The sequence below is a fragment of the Pontibacter actiniarum genome, from assembly GCF_003585765.1.
GTDB classification, from domain to species: Bacteria; Bacteroidota; Bacteroidia; order Cytophagales; family Hymenobacteraceae; genus Pontibacter; species Pontibacter actiniarum.
The window spans coordinates 2,002,290-2,022,880 of record NZ_CP021235.1; the positions used below are offsets into that span (position 1 = coordinate 2,002,290).

Sequence of the window (20,591 nt, forward strand, 5' to 3'; positions counted from 1 at the left end):
TTTTTTACATCACAATATACATATATTTGGTTCAGTACAAAACACAGTACCTGTGCGCGAGGCAGCCTTTATCCGAAAAAACAAACTTAAGTGGAAGTCCTACGAAACCGAGAAGACCAGCAGCCCTGACGCGCTGGCAGACAGGTTCATAGAGCTTACCGACGACCTGGCCTATGCCCGCACCTTCTACCCGGAGTCTGACACTACCAGTTACCTCAACGCTCTCGCCGGCCGCACACACCAGGCGATCTACAAGAACAAAAAAGAAAGCCAGAACCGCTTCCTCCGCTTCTGGAAGTATGAACTGCCTTTCCTTTTCCGGCAGCACCACCGCCAGCTGCTCTACGCTTTTCTGGTGTTTGCCGTGGCTTGTAGCATCGGGGCGCTCTCTGCCGCGCTGGATGACACCTTTGTACGGCTCATACTTGGCGACAGCTACGTAAACATGACGCTGGAGAACATCCGCAACGGAGACCCGATGGCCGTTTACAAGCGTGAAGGGGAAGCAGAGATGTTCCTGTTCATCACCTTTAACAACATAAAAGTGGCCTTTATGGCCTTTGTGCTGGGGGTATTCTTCTCCATCGGCACGTTTTGGGTCCTGTTTCAGAACGGGGTGATGCTGGGAGCCTTTCAGTACTTCTTTTACAAACAGGGGCTCTTGCTCACCTCTGCGCTCACCATCTGGATTCACGGCACGCTGGAGATTTCGGCGATCGTAATTGCCGGTTGCGCCGGTTTTGTGATGGGCAACAGCCTGCTTTTCCCGAAGACCTACTCCCGCCTGCACTCCTTTAAGCGGGGGGCCAGACAGGGGCTCAAAATTGCGGTAGGCCTGGTACCGATATTTATGGCAGCTGGCTTTCTGGAGGGCTTTGTGACGCGCCATACCGATATGCCGCTGGCGCTCAGCCTCTTTATTATACTTGCCTCAGCAGCGTTTATCATCTACTACTTTATACTTTACCCAGGTTCACTGCACAAGCAACATGTTACAGACCGACCAGAAAATTAACTTAAGACAGGAAAGGGATTTCGGGGATAAGCTGAATGCCACCTTTGCCTTTATCAAACAGAACTTTAAACCGCTTGGCAAGGCCATTTTGCTCTACGTGACACCGGTGGCGCTGCTGACGGGCCTCTTCTCGGGCCTCTACCAATCGCGCATGCTAAAGACGCTGACAGGCGGAGGGGCGTATGAGATGGAGACGATGGGTGAGTATAACTTCTTTAACCAGGTGACTTCCCTGAACTACATCATCATGCTGTTTTTCACCTTCTTCTGCTACATTGTGGTCGCCCTGACGGTGTACAGCTACATGGTGGCCTACATGGATGAGGAAGGCGAGGTAACCCCGGCCGCCGTGTGGCATCACCTTAAAAACAACCTGCTGCAGGCCACTTACTCCAGCTTAGCGATCGGTGTGGTGAGCTTCCTAAGCGTGTTTCTTTTCGGCCTGGGCCTCTACCTGGGCGTGGTGCTCTCCCTTTTCCTCATCGTGATGGTGCGCGAGGAGACCGGCTTTATCGACACGGTGGAGCGCTGCTTTTACCTTGTAAAGAGCAACTGGTGGGCCACTTTTGGCCTTATCATCGTGGCGGGCATTATCCAGAGCGTTGTTGCCTGGCTGGCCGCCCTTCCGCTGGGAGTGGTCCTGGTACTGAAGGCGCTGCAGGTGCCGGGCACCGAGAGCGATGTGCTATTGGTGGCCGCCAACGCGCTGTCTACAGTGCTGACCACCTTCACCTATACCATCTCCATGATCGCGCTGGGCTTCCAGTACTTCAACCTGGTGGAGCAGAAGGACGGCATCGGTCTGCTGGAGCAGGTGGACCTGATCGGCCGCAACGACCTGAACACAAGCGCGAATGAGGGAGCGTATTAGGCACTTCTTCTTTACCAAGCTTATACTTTGCCTGCTGCTGAGCTTTGGCCCGGCAGCGCATGCCCTTGCGCAAGACAGCACCGCTGTAAGCCTCTCCCCCGAAGTAATGCGCCGCTTCGACCAGGCAAAGCTGGAGGAGCTGCGCGCCAATGAGGACTTTGAGTACTACGAGGAAGCCCGCCCGGCCAACACGTTTTGGGAGCGGCTGAAGCGTCGCTTACAACAATGGCTGGAGGAGGTGTTTTACCGGGGCAGCGCCAGCGGGCTGTGGCAGGTGCTCATTTACCTGGCTATCGCCGCGGCCATCGTATACCTCGTCGTGAAAATGCAGCACGTGGACATCGGCAGCCTGTTCGGGAGGAAAACAGCAAGTATAGCCACCCCGTACGAGGTGCTGGACGAGAACATCCATGAGATGGACATGGTCGCCCTGCTGGAGGAAGCCGTGGCACAGCAGAATTACCGCAAGGCTGTGCGCCTGCTCTACCTGCAAAGCCTGAAACAGCTCACAGACCTGGGGCTGATAAACTGGCAACCCGGGAAAACAAACCGCAGCTACATAGCAGAGATTAAACCCGCCGCCATCCGCCAGGAGTTTGAACAGCTCACGGGCATGTTTGAGTACGTGTGGTACGGCGGAGCGGGGCTGGGGCAGGAGTTCTTTGCCTCGGCACAAGCCGAGTTTCAACAGTTTGACGCACGCGTAAAGCAGCACGCATGAAAGGCTACCGCAGATATATCGCCCTGATCGTGCTGCTCTTCGGAGCGTTGGTGCTGCTGGAGTACTTCCGCCCGAAACAGGTGGACTGGTCGCAGACCTTCTCGCGCGAAGACAAAATCCCGTACGGCACCTTCGCCTTGTACGAGCTGCTGCCCGGCCTTTTCCCGGGCCAGCGAATCCAGCCCGTGCGGGAGCCGGTTTACACGCTGCTGCAGGACAGCACCCTTCACGGCAACTACGTTTTTGTAAGCAAGTTTTTTACGGCGGATAGTCTGGACATAGACCGGCTGCTGGACTTTGTAGCCCGGGGGAACCAGGTGTTTATCGCCGCGGAGGAGTTTACGGATGAACTGCAGGACACGCTGCACTTCAGCACCGCCTTCCTCAACACCACCTCCCCCGACTCCACCGCCTTTTTCTTTACCGGCCAGCAGCAGCAGGTGTATACTTTCCCGCCGAACAACAACGCCCGTTTCCTGCGCCTGGAGAAACCCGCCAGGTATACGGTACTGGGCAAAAACAAGGCGGGCCTGCCAAACCTGGCAAGGCTGCCCTATGGCAAAGGGAGCTTTTACCTCAGCTCCGTCCCACTGGCTTTCTCCAACTACCAGCTCCTGACCCTGAACCAGAGCGGTTACGCCGCCACGGCCCTCTCCTACCTGCCGGTGCAGCCGGTGCTGTGGGATGAGTACCAGAACCAGGGCCGGCCGGAGGACCAGTCCGTGTTCCGGGTGCTAATGCGCCACGAGCCCCTGACCTGGGCCTACTACCTGGCGCTGCTGACGCTGGCGCTTTTCCTGCTGTTCCAGAGCAAACGCACGCAGCGCGTCATTCCGGTGCTGGAGCCGCTCCGCAATACCACGCTGGACTTCGTGCAGGCCATCAGCAGTTTATACTTTAACCAGGGCAGCCACAAGAACATCGCCGAGAAAAAAATCGCCTATTTCCTGGAGCACCTGCGCCTGAACTATCACATTCAAACCAACGAGCAGGATGCGGAGCTGCGGGAGCGGGTCATCAGCAAGTCCGGCGCCAGCGAAGAGCTGGTCGGCAAGCTGTTTAACCTTATCGACAGCATCCACCGCAGCGATGCCCTCAGCGACCAGACACTTTTGATGCTGAATAGTTATTTAGAAGAATTTCACAGACAAACCTCCTTTGGGCCACAAGCCCCGGTATAGCTTATGCAAGAAGACCTACTCACCGCCACCCAGGAAAACAAAACAGATTATACGGCCCTGCGCACAGCCACCGAACGTATAAAGCAGGAGCTCCGCCAGATTATTGTGGGGCAGGAAAAACTTATCGAGCTGTTGCTGGTGGCCATGCTTGCCGAAGGGCATGTGCTGATTGAGGGCGTGCCCGGCATCGCCAAAACACTGACGGCAAAACTGCTGGCCCGCACCGTGCAGGTGGATTTTAGCCGCATACAGTTCACGCCGGACCTGATGCCCTCCGATGTGCTGGGCACCTCTGTCTTTCACCCCGGCAGCGCCACCTTCGAGTACAAGCAGGGGCCGATCTTCGCGAACATCGTTCTGATTGACGAAATCAACCGCGCCCCTGCCAAAACACAGGCCTCGCTTTTTGAGGTGATGGAGGAGCAGCACATTACCCACGATGGCCGTGTGTATCCCCTGGCTGCGCCCTTTGTGGTGCTGGCTACCCAAAACCCGATTGAACAGGAAGGAACCTATCGCCTGCCCGAGGCGCAGCTGGACCGTTTTATGTTTAAGGTGCTGGTAGATTACCCAAGCCTGGAGGAGGAAGTGGCGATACTGGAGCTGCAGCACAAAGGCGCTGCGCTCAGGAAAGACCTGGAGCGGGTACAGCCGGTGCTATCGGCAGCGCAACTGCTGGAGCTGCGAAAAGCCGTGCAGGCCGTGCACCTGGATCGGAAACTGATCGAATACATCGCCCAGATCATCGGGGAAACGCGGGTGAACAGGTCGCTTTACCTGGGCGCTTCGCCGCGTGCCTCCATTGCCCTGCTCAACAGCGCCAAAGCAATGGCGGCCCTGCGCGGCCGCGGTTTCGTGACGCCGGAGGAAGTGCAGGAGCTGGCCCCGGTGGTGCTGCGCCACCGCATCCTGCTGACGCCGGAGCGTGAGATGGAGGGCATCACGCCGGATGAGGTCATCAAACAGATCGTTCAGAAAATAGAGGTACCGCGCTAGTGGCTTTTATCCGCAGTTTATACTTTACAAACCGCCTGTACCTGAACCTGGCTGCGCTGGTGTGCCTTTTTGTGGTGGCGTTTTTTGTGCCGGTGCTACTGGTGGTTGCCAAGGTCGGCACTGCGGTTTTGCTGCTGCTCACCCTCGTGGACCTGCTCATGCTCTACAGCAACAAAGCCGGGATGCATGCCAGCCGCTCCATGCAGGAGAAGCTCTCCAACGGCAGCGATAACGAAATACACCTGTACCTCGAGAACAGGTATAGCTTTGCGGTGCGCACGGAGGTGATTGACGAGCTGCCCTTCCAGTTCCAGAAGCGCGACACGCTGTTTCAGGCACAGATCCCGAAGGGCCGCACGCACATTATCCTGTATACTTTGCGGCCAACCAAACGGGGCAGCTACAGCTTCGGCGCGATCAACGTGTTTGCGATGGGCCCGCTGCGGCTTGTGAAGCGGCGCTACAGGTTCGCGCAGGACCAGGAGGTGCCGGTGTACCCATCTTTTGTGCAGATGCGGCAGTACGAGCTGATGGCCGTATCCAACAGGCTCCATGAGGTGGGGGTAAAAAAAGTGCGCCGCATGGGCCACAGCTCCGAGTTTGAGCAAGTACGCCCCTACGTCGCCGGCGACGACCAGCGGACGATCAACTGGAAAGCCACGGCGCGCAAAGCCGACCTAATGGTGAACAGCTACCAGGATGAGAAGTCGCAGCAGGTATACTGCCTGATCGACAAGGGACGGGTGATGCAGATGCCCTTCGAGGAACTCACCCTGCTGGACTACGCCATCAACGCCTCTCTCGTTATCTCCAACATCGCCCTCAAAAAGCAGGACAAGGCCGGCGTCATCACCTTCTCCGACAAGATCAGCAACATACTCCCGGCACAGCGCAAAGAAAACCAGTTGCGCCGTATTCTGGAGTTGCTCTACAACCAGAAAACCCTCTACCAGGAAACAGACTACGAGCGCCTCTACACCACGGTGCGCCACTCCCTGAAACAGCGAAGCCTGCTCCTGCTGTTCACCAACTTTGAAACCCTCAACGGTGCAGAACGCCAGCTCCCATACCTCCGCGCCCTGGCCCGGCACCACCTGCTGGTGGTCATCTTCTTTGAAAACACCGAGCTGCATGAGGTGCTGCGCCGGCCTGCCACCAACACAGCGCAAGTATACACCAAGGCCATCGCGCAGAAGTTCAGCTATGATAAGCGAAAAGTGGTAAAGGTACTGCGCCAGCACGGCATCCACACCATCCTCACCCCACCCCAGGACCTGACGGTGAACACCATCAACAAATACCTGGAGCTAAAAGCACGGGGCCTGATCTGATAAAAAAAGGGAGACAAAGCTTGTCTCCCTTTTTTGGTAAGGTTAGTAAAGTTAGAATAGTTGCGGATGTATTTAAGGTGAGAGTAATGCGTGTTTATGCGTTATGCCGCCACAGCGGGCGCAGCGGCAGGCTGCCTGGCCAAAAACCTGTCCACGAGTGGTGTGTAGATAGCCACCAAACTGAACAGCAGTAACAGGTACAGATACCAGGCGGAGGCCCAGAGGTCCAGGAAGCTCAGCTGCCCCTCGGTAAAGCTGAGCAGGATCAGGATCTGCGCGCCGTACGGCAACAGGCCCTGCACCACGCACGAAGCGATGTCAAGCAGCGCTGCGGTTTTGCGCTTATCGATGCTGTATTTCCGGCTCACCTCCTTCACCACTTGCCCCGTGACCACAATAGAGACCGTGTTGTTGGCGATGGCCGTATTGGTGCCGCCTACCAGCGCCAGTATGCCTGTTTGCGCAGAGCGGAAACCGCGGGTGGCTTTGCTCACGCGCTGCAGCAGGAAGGCAATTCCGCCTGCCTCGTTCACCATCTGAGCCAGGCCGCCTGTGAGCATGGAAAGCAGGAAAATCTCGATCATGCCTGTAAAGCCTTCGTACACGCTGCGGCCGAACGACAGCACCTCCAGGTGCCCCGTTGCCAACCCAACCGCCCCGGACGCCAGGGTGCCGACCGTCAGCACAACGAACACGTTCACACCGGACACGGCCAGCACAATCACAAGCTGGTAAGGCGCTATTTGCCAGAAAGAAGCGGCGTGCAGCTCAGGCAGCAGGTTTTCCGGCGTTCCGGCCGTGTTCCAGCCTGTAAACAGCAGCAACCCTATGGTTACCAAGGCCGCCGGGCCTGCAATCAAAATATTTACCCTGAACTTATCGCGCATGCTGCACTCCTGGGTTTGCGTGGCGGCAATCGTGGTGTCGGAGATAAACGAGAGGTTATCGCCGAACATCGCGCCGCCCAGCAAGGCTCCCAAAAGCAAGGGCAGCGACGTATGGCTTTGCTCTGCCAGCCCTACCGCAATCGGGCCCAGCGCCACAATGGCACCGACCGAAGTTCCTGTCGCCGTGGAAAGGAAAGCCGCCAGCAGAAACACGCCCAGCGCCAGGTACTGCACCGGCAGCACGCTGAGGCCCAGGTTAACGGTGGCGTCTACCCCGCCCACGGCCTTTGTTACCGTGGCAAACGCGCCTGCCAGCAAGTAGATCAGGCACATGGTAACGATCTTGGAGTCGCCGCAGCCCCGGATAAGCGCCGCCACTTTCGCCTCCGTAGAACCACGAAGTATAAAAAAGGCCGAAACAATGCCCAGCAAAACGGCCACAGGCGCAGGAAGTGCATAAAAATCATTTAAAAGGATGCCTGCCCCCAGGAAGGTAAGCACAAACACCAGGAAAGGCACAAGGGCCCATCCCCCTGTTTTCTGAATATGTTGCATGTATAGATGAAAGCGAAAGGCAGGAGCAGGTACCAAGTACTTGCAGCAGCCACGCCCGGTTAATGAAAAGAATGTACAGTTAGTTTTATCCCCTGCAGAAAAGCGACGGGGTGCGGTTCAGTGACCGAAGAAAAGGCTTACCCTCAACAGCAGTAACAACAGTAGCAGGCGCGCACAGGCGTTGCGGTAAAGGCACGGAAAAGAATAGCGGAAAGCTGGTGTAACAGGTGCATGAGGTTAAATTTATAGGTCCCAAACTGGGCAGGTGTTAGCACCTTTACGGCCGCGGCCGTGGTTGCTAGAGGTTCGCTGAGCCTGCTCTCTCCCCTCTTCTTTATAAATCTTGCATAAAGATGCCACAAAGGTAAAAGCAGCCGCGCGACAAAATCAAACCTTTTCGGAAACTTCTAAGAACATTTATATTCCAGTACGGCTATTATTCAGTGTCTAAACTTGCATCTGTGCCGAAAATCCGGCAAGTTTAATGTTCTGAAAAATCACCCAAAACAACCAATATGAAGTATACCGCTACTGCTTTTTTTGCCCTGCTGCTGGCGAGCGCCAGCTTTACCGCCTGTACCAAAAACCCTTATGCCAGCACCAACAAAGCGCACAAGAAACAGCTGAAGACCTACGCCAGGCAGCTCCGCACAGTTCCGGCCACTATCCCAGGCGAGGAGCGCCTGCAGCAGGGGGATTACTGGGTGGGCACCACCAACTTCAGCATGCGGCGCCCTAACTTCGTGGTAATTCACCACACGGCGCAGAACTCCACCGACCACACGCTCAAGACGTTTACGATGCCGAAGACCCAGGTGAGCGCGCACTATGTGATCGGCCGCGACGGCAAAGTATACCACATGCTGAACGACAACCTGCGCGCCTGGCACGGGGGCAACAGCCGCTGGGGCAACGACCGGGACCTGAACTCCTCCTCCATCGGCATTGAGCTGGACAACAACGGGCTGGAGCCTTTTTCGGAGGAGCAGATCAACAGCCTGCTGGACGTACTTGCCATGCTGAAGGAGACGCACGGCATCCCGGCCGCCAACTTCATAGGCCACTCTGACATTGCCCCGACGCGCAAGAACGACCCGAACCGCACCTTCCCGTGGAAGAAACTGGCGGATGCCGGGTACGGCCTGTGGTACGACGAGGGGGTGGTGGAGAAGTACCTGCAGCCGGCCGCGCCGATCACGGTTCTCGACAGCACCGGCACAAAACCTGCGCTTATACTGCAGCCGACCGACTCTGTTTCCACCATTCCTCCTCACTTTAACCCCAAGGACGCGCTCCGCATCATTGGCTACGATACCCGCGACATGCCAGCCGCCATCAAGGCGTTTAAGCTGCACTTTATCCAACACGAGGTAGACACGGTGCTGACGGCAAAAGACAAAATCGTACTTTACAACCTGTACCAAAAGTATTTGTAGCAGTTACTTCTTGAAACTAACACAAGCTGTGATGTGCAATTTGAAGCTTCCTAACGGTTGATTGAAGCGCACGCTTATCTCTCTACCCCTTTCAAAGGGGGCTTGGCAGAAGCTCCGTCAGCCGTGGCTATTGGAAATGATCCCAGTCTTTCCGTTGAGCGCCTTGTAGCTTTCCGGTGCCGCGCGAGCGGCAGCCGTTAGGCAGGAAAGATACACAGCGCGATGCGGGAAGACGAGGCCCCGCGGCCGGGAGCGCACCAAAGCTAGAAGTGAAACTTAGCAGAAGCGAACCTGAAGGATGAACAACAGCCAGAAAGTATAGCTCATTCCAAGTAGCAGAAAGCAGCGGCAGTTAGCGCAAAAAAAAATTGCACACACCAAGAGAATTTATCATACTCATCCACAGAAGCTCCAAAACAAACCGGCCCCGGCAGAAGATAACGATCTCCTGGCGGGGCCGATTCATGTAAGCTATACTTGCCTAGGCCAGCATGTTCCATACATACTGCAGCATCAGCCCGCAGAGGTAAGCGCCATAGGTGCCCACGGCATACCCGAGCACGGCCAGCAGCACGCCCACCGGCGCCAGAAACTTGTTGAAGGCCACCGCCACGATTGGTGCAGAGGCTGCCCCGCCGATGTTGGCCTGGCTGCCCACCGCCACATAGAAAAAAGGTGCCCGGATAATACGCGCCACCACCAGCATAATGATGATGTGGAAGATGATCCAGAGCGCCCCCACCAGGAACAGCTTCGGGTTATCCAGCACAGCGGCCAGGTCCATGCTCATGCCGATGGTGGCCACCAGGAAGTACAGGAAAACGGTGCCGAAGCGCGAGGCGCCATAGCTCTCCAGCTCACTGGCTTTGGTAAACGAAAGCACCAGCCCGGCCGTGGTGGCAAGGATCACCAGCCAGAAAAAGCCGCTGGTGATAGAGTAGGTTTCCAGCGCCGGGAAGTTCTCGGCAAAGTACGGCGCAATGATATCGGCCAGGAAATGCGACAGCCCTGTAAAGCCAAACGCAACCCCCAGCACGATCATGGTGGTAGTGGCGGTAGGGATAACGCGCTTGCCCGCCTGCAGGCCCTCCAGGCGCTCCTCCAGCTCCCTGATCGGGCGACTATCGGCGTTCAGCAGCTTGTCGATCTTCTCCGGCTTCTGCGACCAGTACAGCAGGAAGCCCATCCACACGTTGGCCACCAGCACGTCTACCGCAATCATCTGCCCAAAGGCTTCCTTGCTCGCACCGAAAACCTCCAGCATGGCCGCCTGGTTTGCGCCGCCGCCTATCCAGCTTCCGGAGATCGTGGACAGGCCTTTCCATACTTCATCGGTCCCGGTGTACAGCACATCCGGAAAGGCAGAGCCGACCAGGAACAGCGCCAGCGGGCCGCCCAGCATCACCCCTACCGTACCGGCAAAGAACATGATCACCGCTTTGCTGCCCAGCATGCGCAGCGACTTAAAGTCGATGCTGAGGGTGAGCAGGATAAGCGAGGCAGGCAGAAAGAAGCGCGAGGCCACAAAGTACAGCTGCGAGGTTTCGCCTGAGATGATGTTAAACGTGTTGAGCAGGGCCGGCAGGAAGTAGCACAGCAGCACCGACGGCACTACCTTGTAAAACTTAAGCCAAAAGCGGTTGGAACTGGCGGAGGTTTGAAAGACGATAGCCAGGATGACGAGCAGGATGCCCAGCACCACGGCCTCATTCGTAATCAGCGGAGCGCTAGATTCGGTCATGGGTTGGTTTAGTGTTAGTCGTTAAGGGTGAATGTTTCGCTCTGAGCCGGTTGCAGCCTCACTCGGATCACCTGTTCGGGGCCGGGACGCTACCGGTCAGAAGCTTTAAAGTTAGAACTACAAACGCCCATTGCCAACACCTGCGGCCGATTTAAGGCAAATTTTGTTCGGCAGGAAGCGTTCCGGTGCAAAAGAGCAGGCGCAACAGCTGGTTTCTTCTCCCGCTTTCCTATTTTTGGCACGTTAAGCAAGTATAAAACAGTACAACCCAGCGCCATGCCCACACTCCAGGAAAGCCTTGACCGTTTACTACACAGCAACTACCGCAACAACAGCCCCGGTGCAGCCGTGCTGGTGGCTAAAGCAGGCGAGCCACTGTACCAGGGCAGCGCGGGCCTGGCCGATGTTGGCTCCGGCGCCGACCTCACCCCTTCCACAAACTTCCGGATGGCCTCCGTGTCGAAGCAGTTTACGGCGATGTGTGTGCACCTGCTTTCCCAGAAAAATGCCTTGCATCTAACAGACAGCCTCTGTGCATACTTCCCGGAGCTGGCACACTTTGCCGAAGCAACGCTGAACCACCTGCTGAACCACACCTCCGGGCTGCCGGACTTCGAAGAGCACCTACCTGCCAGCCAGGTAATACAACTGACCGATGAGGACGTACTGCAGCTTACGGCAGCACAGCAGCGCCTTCTCTTCTCCCCCGGCACGCAATACCGCTACAGCAACACAGCCTATGTGCTGCTGGGCCTTTTAGTGGAGCGTGTTTCCGGCATGGCCTACGCTGAGTTCCTGCAGGAGCACATTTTCCGGCCGCTGCATATGCACAACTCCCGGCTGTACCACCCAGCTGCCGATATTCCCCACCGGGCGATGGGTTATGCGTTTAGTGAAAGTGGCGAGCTTGTACTTTCGGACCAGGGTATCGGAACCGCCACCCGCGGGGATGGCTGCATTTACATCTCCCTCTCCGATTACCAGAAGTGGCATAAGGCTCTCTCGGGCAATACTGTATTTAACATAACAATCACACCAAACACCAATCCAAGCGTTATCGACCGTACGCAGGGCTGGCATTACCACATGGGCTGGTTCTTTGCCGAGGTAGGCAATGGCACCCGCGAGTTCTTCCACAGCGGCGATACCTCGGGCTTCACCAACCTCGTGATTCGGCTACCGCAGCGTGAGGTATTGATCGCCTGCTTCTCCAACATCGCCGACAACTGGGCTTTTCTGGGTGAGTTATTAGATGCGTTAGCGCAGTTTCCGGAGCTATGCCTTGGTTCGCCCCTGGTAAGGCACCTGCAACAGCTGACGCGTTAACCGCTGAACGCCTACGGGAGAAACAAAAAAAGAGGCGCCTCCCGACGCCTCTTCAAAGTATAAAATCTTGTTTTTCTTATTGATACAGGTTGGTCTCACGAAGATCGACCACGGCATCCTCCGGAGTAACGCGCTTGGCGCGAAGGAAACGCTTCAGCTCCGACTCATCAAAGTTCGCAGCGCTTGGGTTCATACTGCTGATGCGCACACGGCCCGCAGAGTGAATAAACTCCTGATCGCCGCCGATCCACATCCCCACATGCACCACCCGCTCAGACTTGTCGTCGGTGGCCGGCACCCCGAAGAACAGCAGATCGCCTGGCTGCATGTTATCCCAGCCGTTGGAGGTATCAACTAACTCCCCGATGTGTACCTGCTGCGAGGCATCACGCGGCAATACCAGGCCATTCATAAAGTACACTGTTTTGGTGAAGCCGCTGCAGTCTACGCCTTTAAACGAAGTGCCGCCCCACAGGTACGGCAGGCCCAGGAGCTGCTTGCTCGTGCTCACGAGGTTATCGCCGTTGGGCTGGCGGCTGGCCACCCACTCATCATACTTCACAGCTTCTGAGGCAGGCACAAAACCGGTTCTCCCATCCGGGAAAGACACCTCGTAGAAGTTGCCCTGCTTCTGTTTCAGCGCCAGCACATCGCCGTACACCATATCCGACACGGTACCCCCCGCGGTACTGGTGCCTTCATAGGCAAAGCCGTACGGTTTGGTGTAGAGCAGTTTCGGGCTTTTCTGCCAGGCATCGAAGGTGGTTTTGTCCATCAGCGTAACGCCGCTGGCATCTACCCAAGCGAGGTACTTGTCCGGGGTTTGCACCAGGTACCACCCGCTTTTCTTTTTATACACCTGCACCGGCGTACCCATCGTGGCCTGCGTGGCCAGCTCGGCTGGGTGCTTCGGATCGGAGCGCAGGTTGGCAACCGATATCGTGATCACACCGAAGTTCTTTCCTTCGAGATCCGCCGCCGGCAGTACCTGTATGCTGTCTACATAGCTGATGTTTTCTGCCTTAAGCTTATTCAGCAACTCCGCTTTTGCCGCCGGCATGTTCGTTTCACCGGCCAGCACCTCGCCTCTTTGCTCCACGCTGAACAGCGCGACACGCTTATCCGGCGCGTACTGCTGACGGACGTTTTCTATGTGCGGCTCCAGATCAGAGGCTGAAGAAACCGTGGTTTCTTTTCCCGGAGAGCAGGCCATCAGGAGGCCAAGGGCAAAAATAAGATAGTTCTTTTTCATCATGTTTTTATTACTGCCTGCGCTGCAAATTTTGCCTGCAGCGGCCGCAGTGTATGCGTTGAAGGTTAGATACACGTATAAAAGTAGCCGGGCATTGCCTTACCTTATGACAATTTCCGGTACAAATTGGTTTATTGCCTCCGTCAGCCGCTGCAGGTCAGCCGGCGTGTGCAGGCTGTTTAGAATGACCCTTGTTACGGGCGCGCTCTCCGCAGTCGGGTAGCGAAAGCTGGAAATAAGGATTCGGTGCTCGTGCAGATGCGCCGCCAGGCTGCCGTACCTTGTGCTAAAGACCGGGTAACCGGGGATAAAGCGAAACAGCTCGCCAGGGTGCTCCAGCTGTTGCAAAAAGGTATGGATATTTTGCTGCAGGCGCTCCCTCGCCTCACTGATCAGTTCCCCAGCCTGCAGGTAGGCCTGCAGGTACGCCGGAATGGCGGGCGAAGCGCCGCCGAAGTATGAGCTGGCCTTCACCTCCTCAATCATTCTGGCGGAACCTAGTATCATACCGGCAGGTACGCCCAGCGCCTTCCCGAAGGAGCTCACCACCACTAGCTCCACGTTTTTATACTTGCTGAGCTCCGGGTATATACCCGCTCCCCCAGCTCCCCGCACCCCGAAGCCATGCGAGTCATCCACAACTAAGGTAATCTGCTTGTCTGCCGGCAGCTGAGCCACCCAGCTGAAATCGTAGCTCGTGGCCTGCAGCGGGTCCAGCGCATTGCAAACGATTACGAAAGCCTCCTGGCCTGGCTGCTTTACCTGCTCCAGCACCTGCGCCGCCCACGCATCAAAACCCATCTCCGCATTCGCCTCCGTTGCTACGGCGGCATGGAGCCAGAGCGCCGGGTGAGCGCAGGGAGCATAGAGAAAGTGGCCCCGCTCGCGCAGCACCTGCACCAGTGTTTGCCCCACCAGAAAGCCCGACGACATGGTGACAGCCGCCTCGGCGCCGGTAAGCTTTGCCAGTTGCTCCTCCACCAGGCCGTACACCTGCAGGCGCAGGTTGGAGCGCCGGGTGCTGGCATAGTTCGTGCCGTAGCGCCGCATGCCCGTATGCACCAGCTCCTGAAAGGCCTCGTTGCAGGCCATCCCCAGGTACGAGGTGCCGCTAAAGTAGAGAAACTCCTCCCCTTCCAGCGTAACGGTTCGCCCCGGCAGGTGATCGGTGTAGGCAGGGGTGCTCATTAGGCCAGCAGCTCTACGCCAGTACCGTTTAGCTCGCTGTACTTCACCTTGCCGAAGTCTATGGTTACGCCTTTGGCAATGTCCTTGCTCAGCAGCAGGGCACCGTCCATGTCCACGTAATCCAGCATCGGCAGCAGCTGTGCGATGGCAGAGATACCCACAGAGGACTCTGTCATGCAGCCCACCATTGTTTTCATGCCCAGGCTATGCGCCTCTTTAAGCATGCGCCGTGCGGGGGTCAGGCCGCCGCACTTCACCAGCTTCACGTTTACCCCATGGAAGTGCCCGTGGCATTTGGCTACATCGCGCTCGGTGATACAGCTCTCGTCTGCGATCAGCGGCAGCACCGACTGCTGGTACACCTGCTTCATCCCCTCCATATCGTCGGCGCGCATGGGCTGCTCAATAAACTCCACGTTCAGCGGCTTGAGCTGCTTCGCGTTCTCAATGGTTTCCTCCACGCCCCAGGCGCAGTTGGCATCCACCCTGAACACCGCATCAGTATGCCTGCGCAGCTCTTTAATAATGGCCACGTCGTCTTTCGTGCCTAGCTTGATCTTGTAAAGCGGCCAGGGCATCTCCTTCAGCTTGTGCACCATTTTATCGATGCTGTCGATACCGATGGTATAGTCGGTGAGGGGCGTATGGTTGGTGCTGAGGCCCCACATTTTGTAAAGCGGCTGGCCCTGCATCTTTCCGAACAGGTCATGGGCGGCTATGTCCAGGGCGCACAGCGCGAAGGGATTGTCCTGTAAGTGTGGCTGCATCTGTGCCCAGAACTCCTCCGGGCTCTCCAGCTCCGTTGCCTCAATCTTCTCCCGGATGCTCTCCAGCGCCGCCGTCATGCTCTCAATCGTGAAGCCGTAATAGGGGTTGCTGGTTGCCTCGCCATAGCCTTTGTGCTGGCCCTGCTGCAGCTCCACAATCAGGGTTGGCTGCACATCGCGCGAGTCGTAGGAAATGGTAAAGGTATGCTTCAGCGGCAGGTCAAAGGAACGGATGGTCAGTTTCATTCGGGTGTATGGTTATGGTTGATGTTATTGTTTTAAGGTACGTACGGAATTACAGGTAAGCCGCCTCTTCTGCTCTGCCCTTGGGCAGCTTTAAACATGCACGTGGCGTGTGCCGCCAGCGGCGCTATACTTTGGCGCTATACGTTAATAGCGGTTGTGCACTTCCGTCATAATGCGCACCATTTCATCGCGGATGGCGGAGGTAGGCACGGCATAGTTGTTATTCATAAAGCTGAAGAGCAGCATTTTCCCACTCTTTGTAAGGATGTAGCCGCTCTGGTTGTGCACATGCGACAGGGTGCCGGACTTGCCGAACACGTAGGGCACATCGGCCTTGTAGATGTTACGGAAAGTACCCGGGCGGCCGCCGGTGGCCAGCATAGGCAACAGCTCCTCCTGCGGGCGCTCCTGCAGGAGCTTCTGCAGCAGTGCGATGATGCTCCGTGGCGTAAACATGTTCATGCTGGAGAGCCCGGAGCCGTCAACCCACACGGGCTCATCCGGCAGATCGCTCAGGTAGGTGCGCTTCATGTACTGGATCGCTCGCTCTACAGAAAGCGTGTCGGAGATGGTGCCGGAGGCCAGCGCCATGAGCTGCTCGGCCAGCAGGTTGTCGCTTACCTGCAGCATGCGCTTAAACACCGTGTCGGCAGGCAAGCCGTAAAGCACTTTTCCGTTTTCCGGCACATCCGTCTTCAGCCACTCCACCGGGCGGTTTAGCGTATCGGCCAGTAAAGCAACCACGGTGGCCGGTGACGTGATAAAAGGCACCTCGGTGGAGAACCTGGCCGCCGCCTGCTTGGGGTAATAGGTAATGCTGTTATTGCGCCAGCCTCGCACAAAGGTGTCTCCGTTGGGGGCGTCTGCCGAGTCTGCACTTACCTGGGCCTTAAAATAGCCGGGCGTGGTAGAGTAGGCTGGCTTCCCCTCCTCCCGCAAAAACTTCACGATGTTTCCATGCACCGGAAAAACGTTGCGCTCCGGCTGGTAGTAATAGTTGTAGTCGTCCCAGCCCCAGTTACTGGCATAAGGCGTGCTGGCGAAGGGGGCATCTATATAGTATAGCTTTTTCTCGGGGCGGTTCTTCAGAAAGTCATAGGCGATGGTGTTCTTCAGGTCCATGTGCGTGAAGGTGGGGTCGCCGGTGCCCCAGAAAATAAGAGAGTCGCCACGGCTAACGTACTTCAGCGCCGGGATAGAATCGCCCAGCATCTTAAGCCCTGCATAAAAGGTAAAGAGCTTGGTGTTGGAGGCCGGCACAAAGTATTTATCGGCGTTGTGCTCCACCACCATCTCGTTCAGCTCCGGGTCATAGAGCGCAAAGCCCACAAAGCTCTGCCGCAGCACCTCTGAGTTGGCCACCTCGCGCTTTATCTCCGCCGGCCCGAAGCGCTCCGGCTCTACCGATGACACGGCAGGCACTTTGTTGGCACTACTGCAGGCCAGCGTGAAAAGCAAACAGGACAGCATCGCCCATCTGTAAAGCGGTTTGGTCAGGTGCATAAGGTGTGATGCGTTAAGTTGAGGACTTTAAGTACGTAAAAAGTGATATATATTCAAAGTCTTTGTTACAACCTCTTTATAATACCGCCCCTCTCCCCCTGCCAACGCAGTAAATCATACCTCCGGAAACCATAAAACCATAAGACTGCACAAGTAGCTATAAAAAAGACATTTAGCAGAAACCATACTTTACTGGCTCCTACACCAGCAGTATCGGCAGTTAAACAGCGATTGGATTGGCGTAATTACATCAAAATGTTGCCACAGGATAAATAAAGGTTTTCTATATACATCTATATCACTATATTAGAAATCACAAGTCTAACATTTATCTAACCTAACCCTTATGAGAAAAACCTACTTAACCACTCTTTTACTGCTTTTGGTATGTTGGTGCGGCACCGCCTTTGCCCAGCAACTAACCGTGAGCGGTACGGTAACAGGGGCCGAAGACAACTTTCCCTTGCCAGGGGTCAGTGTCATTGTGAAAGGCACTACCACCGGTGTATCGACCAACGCAGACGGCTCATACCAGATCAACGTGCCCAACCAAAAAGCTGTCCTGCTTTTCCGTTTCCTGGGGTATGAGACCAAGGAAGTGCAGGTGGGCAACCAGGCGGTACTGAACGTACAGCTCGGCGCCGACAACCAGCAGCTAAAGGAAGTAGTTGTCACGGCGCTGGGCATTACCCGCGAAGAGCGCTCCCTGGGTTACTCCACCCAGCAGGTAGACGGCGAGAACCTCACACTAACAAAGGAGCAGAACGTTTTAGGCTCACTGGCCGGCCGCGTTGCCGGTGTGCAGGTGTCGGGCTCTTCCGGCGCAAGTATGGGCGGAACACAGCGCATCAAAATCCGCGGTGTAAACACGCTGTCTGGCAACGACCAGCCGTTGATCGTGATAGACGGTACGCCTATGGCCAACACCAACTTCGCCGAAAGAAGCGGCCAGGACTACGGCAACGCGATCCAGGACATCAACCCGGATGACATAGAATCTGTGAACGTGCTAAAAGGCCCGGCTGCCTCCGCCCTGTACGGTCTGCGCGGCCAGCACGGTGTTATCATGATTACGACGAAAAAAGGCGCCCAGGGCAAAGTGCGCGTCGAGTACAGCGGGGCTTACTCCGTAGAGAAAGCCGGTAACTTTATGCCCCTCCAGAACACGTACGGGGGAGGTAGCACGCAAAAGTTCAGCACGCTGGAAAACGGCGACCCTTACGTAAACCAGGGCGCGGATGAAAGCTGGGGGCCAAGAATGGACGGCCAGCTGGTAAGGCAGTTTTACAGCTTCTACCCCGCAGACCCGGACTACGGCAAGCTAACGCCCTTCGTACCGCATCCGGACAACATCAAAGACTTCTATGAGCTGGGGCACACCTTTAACAACAACATCGCTGTTAGCGGCGGCGGCGCTAACTCCACGTTCAGGCTAAGCTTTAACAACACCAGCATCGAAGGCGTGACGCCAAACACCTGGCTAGACCGCAGCAACCTGGGCTTTAACGGCGCCATGGACGTATCTAAAAAGATAAAGGTATCCACCAGCCTTAACTACGCTTACAACCAGGCGCAGCGCCCGGGCCAGGGCTACGACAACGGCGCCACATACCTGACGCAGTGGTTCCAGCGCAGCGTAGACATGGAGCGGCTGAAAAACTACAAGTATGACGACGGCTCGTTCCTGCACTGGAACATCGACAACCCCAATGGCGCAGGCGTTGTCAGCGACCTAGAGCCATTGTACTGGAACAACCCGTACTTTGAGGCGTACGAAAACTACTCGCAGGACAAGCGTGACCGCTTCTTCGGGAACGTAGGCCTGACCTATGAGGTAATGGACGGCCTAAAGCTGAGCGGTTTTGCGCGCAGCGACATGTTCACGCAGAATATCGACACCCGCTCTGCCCGTGGTGGCCGCAGCCTGCAGGACTTCTCCATTGGCAAGTACCAGAACCGCGAAATGAACTATGAGTTCATGGGCCAGTACACCAAGTATTGGGGCGAGCTGTCCTTAAACGCGAACGTGGGCGCAAACTTGTTGCAGCAGGAGTACTCGTACCTGTACCAGTCGGCGGAGGGGGGCTTATCCACGCCGAACTTCTTCAACATCGCAGCCTCCATCGACCGCCCCGAAGTTTCTTCCTACCTGCGCGAGAAAGAGGTAAAGAGCGTGTACGGCATGGTGTCGCTCGGCTACAAAGACACGTGGTTTCTGGATGCCAGCTTGCGTAACGACAACTCCTCTACCTTACCAGAGGACAACAACTCCTACTGGTACCCGTCTATCTCGGGTAGTGCCGTGTTTAGCGAGCTGGTCGCCTGGAGCCCGTTAAGCTTTGGCAAGGTTCGGGTAAGCTATGCCCAGGCAGGCTCAGACCTGGAGCCCTACCAGACATCGTTTAACTACGCCATCGGCAACACCTATTCCGATGAAGAGCGGACCATTAACACGCTCTACATTCCAGACAAGCTGAACAACCCGCTGATCAAGCCTTCTTTCAGCCACTCTTTTGAAACCGGCCTGGACCTGAAATTCCTGCAGGACCGCATCGGCATGAACTTCACCTGGTATCAGCAGCGTAACCGCAACCAGATCCTGACCCTGCCGGTGTCGGGCGCCAGCGGCTATGCTTCCACCGTGATTAACGCCGGCCTTATCGAGAACAAAGGCTATGAGGTTGCGCTGAACGCCGTTCCTGTAGCCGGTAAGTTCACGTGGGACCTGGGCGTGAACTTCAGCCGCAACAAGAGCATGATAAAGGAGCTCTACAGCGACGGCACAATGGAGATCAATAACTACCAGATTGCAAGCAACACCTATTCGAGGGTAACGGTGAGTGTAAACGCCACGGAGGGCCAGCCTTACGGTACACTGATCGGGCAGGCTTATATGCGCGACCCTGACACCGGGAAGATTTTACTCGATGCGCAAAGCCTGCCCTTGTATGAGCCTAACCACAACTTCGGCAGCGTGCTTCCAGACTATACGGGCGGCGTTACAAACAACTTCAGCTACGGCCCGCTCAGCCTGAGCGCCCTGGTTGATTTCCAGATCGGCGGGCAGTTCTTTAGCTGGTCCCGCATGCTGGCCGTGAAAACGGGGCAGGCTGTGGAAACCGCTGCCATGAACGACCGTGGGAAAAACGTGCGCGACCCGCTGTCTGAAGGTGGTGGTGTTAAAGTAACTGGTATCTACGGCCCGGGCACCATCATCGACGGGGAAGACGTGAGCGGCAAAGAGGTAAGCACCTATGTTGACGCCAAGTCATACTTCAGAACAAAGCTGGGGACACAGGTGTATGAAGAGTGGCTGTACGACGCCTCTTACGTAAAGCTCCGTGAGCTACGCCTGGGGTACACCCTGGGCAGCAACCTGCTCAGCAAGCTGCCTTTCTCTTCGGTTAACATCGGCCTTGTTTCCCGCAACCCATTCATGATTTGGCAGAAAGCCCCTAAAGGCCTTAACCCGTCCGAGCTGGCTAACGGCAGCGAGCCAATCTCGTGGCTCGAGACAGGGCAGCTCGTAAGCGTGCGCTCCTTTGGCCTGAGCCTGAATGTTACCCTATAATTAT

The 20,591-nt window shown here is 56.4% G+C and carries 15 protein-coding genes and 1 riboswitch; of the genes, 9 read left to right on the forward strand and 6 right to left on the reverse strand.

The features are described 5' to 3' along the window. Positions 1–52 precede the first annotated feature (52 nt). From CA264_RS08665 to CA264_RS08690, 6 genes are read left to right on the forward strand one after another with little or no spacing between them, the layout of a single operon-like run. Entirely contained in the window at positions 53–1,015 is a 963-nt protein-coding gene (locus CA264_RS08665) for a stage II sporulation protein M (RefSeq protein WP_025606372.1), read from the forward strand. Next, on the forward strand, positions 990–1,886 hold the full coding sequence (locus tag CA264_RS08670) for a hypothetical protein (RefSeq protein ID WP_025606373.1): 897 nt from the start codon (positions 990–992) through the stop codon (positions 1,884–1,886). The genes CA264_RS08665 and CA264_RS08670 overlap by 26 nt, the downstream gene beginning before the upstream one ends. Beyond that, positions 1,870–2,607 (forward strand): DUF4129 domain-containing protein, encoded by a 738-nt coding sequence (locus tag CA264_RS08675; protein ID WP_025606375.1) that lies wholly within the window; start codon positions 1,870–1,872, stop codon positions 2,605–2,607. The genes CA264_RS08670 and CA264_RS08675 overlap by 17 nt, the downstream gene beginning before the upstream one ends. Further along, complete coding sequence (locus CA264_RS08680; protein WP_025606377.1) at positions 2,604–3,788, forward strand: DUF4350 domain-containing protein; 1,185 nt, start codon at positions 2,604–2,606, stop codon at positions 3,786–3,788. The genes CA264_RS08675 and CA264_RS08680 overlap by 4 nt, the downstream gene beginning before the upstream one ends. A gap of 3 nt (positions 3,789–3,791) precedes the next feature. Next, positions 3,792–4,784 (forward strand): AAA family ATPase, encoded by a 993-nt coding sequence (locus CA264_RS08685; protein WP_025606379.1) that lies wholly within the window; start codon positions 3,792–3,794, stop codon positions 4,782–4,784. Further along, positions 4,784–6,115, forward strand: a complete 1,332-nt coding sequence (locus CA264_RS08690) for a DUF58 domain-containing protein (protein WP_025606380.1) — start codon at positions 4,784–4,786, stop codon at positions 6,113–6,115. Before CA264_RS08685 ends, CA264_RS08690 begins: the two co-directional genes overlap by 1 nt. Positions 6,116–6,216: 101 nt before the next feature. On the opposite strand, the gene CA264_RS08695 is transcribed toward CA264_RS08690, so the two are convergent. Continuing rightward, positions 6,217–7,557, reverse strand: coding sequence for a Na+/H+ antiporter NhaC family protein (locus tag CA264_RS08695; protein ID WP_025606382.1), 1,341 nt, complete (start codon positions 7,555–7,557; stop codon positions 6,217–6,219). A gap of 240 nt (positions 7,558–7,797) precedes the next feature. Next, positions 7,798–7,900, reverse strand: a riboswitch (SAM riboswitch). A gap of 172 nt (positions 7,901–8,072) precedes the next feature. Here CA264_RS08695 and CA264_RS08700 point away from each other — a divergent pair. Continuing rightward, on the forward strand, positions 8,073–8,993 hold the full coding sequence (locus CA264_RS08700; RefSeq protein WP_025606384.1) for an N-acetylmuramoyl-L-alanine amidase: 921 nt from the start codon (positions 8,073–8,075) through the stop codon (positions 8,991–8,993). A gap of 481 nt (positions 8,994–9,474) precedes the next feature. Here the strand turns inward: CA264_RS08700 and CA264_RS08705 are convergent, their stop codons facing one another. Continuing rightward, positions 9,475–10,734: a DUF819 family protein gene (locus CA264_RS08705; RefSeq protein ID WP_025606386.1), complete on the reverse strand. Its 1,260-nt coding sequence runs from the start codon at positions 10,732–10,734 to the stop codon at positions 9,475–9,477. 276 nt (positions 10,735–11,010) lie between these two features. On the opposite strand from CA264_RS08705, the gene CA264_RS08710 reads away from it, so the two are divergent. Further along, positions 11,011–12,060 (forward strand): serine hydrolase domain-containing protein, encoded by a 1,050-nt coding sequence (locus CA264_RS08710; RefSeq protein ID WP_025606388.1) that lies wholly within the window; start codon positions 11,011–11,013, stop codon positions 12,058–12,060. A gap of 76 nt (positions 12,061–12,136) precedes the next feature. Here the strand turns inward: CA264_RS08710 and CA264_RS08715 are convergent, their stop codons facing one another. The 4 genes from CA264_RS08715 to CA264_RS08730 all read right to left on the reverse strand — a co-directional run bounded on the left by CA264_RS08715 (position 12,137) and on the right by CA264_RS08730 (position 17,016). Next, positions 12,137–13,315 (reverse strand): C40 family peptidase, encoded by a 1,179-nt coding sequence (locus CA264_RS08715; protein ID WP_025606389.1) that lies wholly within the window; start codon positions 13,313–13,315, stop codon positions 12,137–12,139. Between the two features lie 96 nt (positions 13,316–13,411). Then, positions 13,412–14,500, reverse strand: a complete 1,089-nt coding sequence (locus CA264_RS08720) for an aminotransferase class I/II-fold pyridoxal phosphate-dependent enzyme (protein WP_025606390.1) — start codon at positions 14,498–14,500, stop codon at positions 13,412–13,414. Then, complete coding sequence (locus CA264_RS08725; RefSeq protein WP_025606392.1) at positions 14,500–15,513, reverse strand: dipeptide epimerase; 1,014 nt, start codon at positions 15,511–15,513, stop codon at positions 14,500–14,502. The genes CA264_RS08720 and CA264_RS08725 overlap by 1 nt, the downstream gene beginning before the upstream one ends. Before the next feature lie 144 nt (positions 15,514–15,657). Then, a complete protein-coding gene (locus CA264_RS08730) occupies positions 15,658–17,016 on the reverse strand; it encodes a D-alanyl-D-alanine carboxypeptidase/D-alanyl-D-alanine-endopeptidase (RefSeq protein WP_071784583.1) in 1,359 nt (452 codons plus the stop codon). 346 nt (positions 17,017–17,362) lie between these two features. Between CA264_RS08730 and CA264_RS08735 the strand changes: the two genes are divergently transcribed. After that, positions 17,363–20,587 (forward strand): SusC/RagA family TonB-linked outer membrane protein, encoded by a 3,225-nt coding sequence (locus tag CA264_RS08735; RefSeq protein WP_025606395.1) that lies wholly within the window; start codon positions 17,363–17,365, stop codon positions 20,585–20,587. Positions 20,588–20,591: the final 4 nt, after the last annotated feature.